The organism is Sphaerothrix gracilis Ecp01, from assembly GCF_030405905.1.
GTDB lineage: Bacteria > Cyanobacteriota > Cyanobacteriia > Phormidesmidales > Phormidesmidaceae > Sphaerothrix > Sphaerothrix gracilis.
This window is the reverse complement of record NZ_JASATW010000106.1, coordinates 1-1,022: the sequence shown is the minus strand read 5'-3', so window position 1 is coordinate 1,022 and position 1,022 is coordinate 1. Positions and strand designations below refer to the sequence as shown.

Here is a 1,022-nt window from a genome sequence, read left to right as displayed (position 1 = left end):
AGCAGGTGATGAGCTGGCGCAGCTCAGCGGCTACTCCAGCCAGTACGTCACCGCCCCGGTCAAACGCATCTTTGAGCGCTACCAGTCGGTTATCACGGGCGGCTGGGCCTTTTCAGGACTCGATCCGCTGCGCCGCTTTGGGCCGATGGAATGGGGCTGTTTTAAGCCCGACAGCCCCCGCCTTAGTCAGGACGGTAAGCCCGTTAAGTACGAACATCCCGCCAAGACTCAGACACGGCTTTTCATTCCCAGGCCCTCTGGGAACGTGGGGATCAAGATTGCCCGCAGACACAGCCTTGAGAGCGCCTACAGAACGCGGATTCCAGACTTCAAGCTCGATACCTGGGATGAAGGCTTTTTTAGCTGGTGGCTGTCACTAGATCCTGACATTGCGCCAGTTGTGATCACAGAAGGCGCTAAGAAAACCGCCTCATTACTTAGCCAAGGCTGCGTTGCCGTCGGTATCCCCGGTGTCTGTCAGTGGAACATCCCAAAGACCCGCGAACTGCTACCTGAACTCGAAGTCTTTGCCGCTGCCGGGCGCACCGTCCGCATTTGCCTGGACGCGGACACCAAACGCAGCGCCCGCCGCACCGTTGAGCGTGAAACTGCCAAGCTGGGCGCTGCCCTCAGACGCTATGGCTGCAAAGTCGAGGTGATGAGCTGGGATCCAAAACTGGGTAAAGGCATTGATGATGTCATCGCTAGTCACGGCTCTGAGGCTGTCGAAACGATCTATACCTCGGCCATTCGCTTTGAATGCTGGGCACTCAGAAGGCAGTCGGCTTTAACCTTCAAGCCCAACTGGGTGGCTCCTGACGGGGTGAAGTATTTAGAGAGCGACCTAGAAGCAGATTGGTTTGACGAAGAACCTCGCCTCATTCCCTTTCCCAAAACCGCTAAGCTACTGGCGATGAAAGCGCCCAAAGGCACTGGCAAAACCACCGTCATCAAGCGGCTAGTAGCTGAGGCTCACGCTAAAGGTCAACCTGTTCTGTTTGTCTCCCACCGGGAACAACTGA

1 protein-coding gene is annotated in these 1,022 nt (G+C 56.8%); it reads left to right on the top strand.

The window, feature by feature from the left end; translation table 11 throughout:
* The coding region (locus tag QJQ48_RS27975) for a DUF3854 domain-containing protein (protein ID WP_346294476.1) at window positions 1-1,022 on the top strand (1,022 nt) is incomplete at both ends.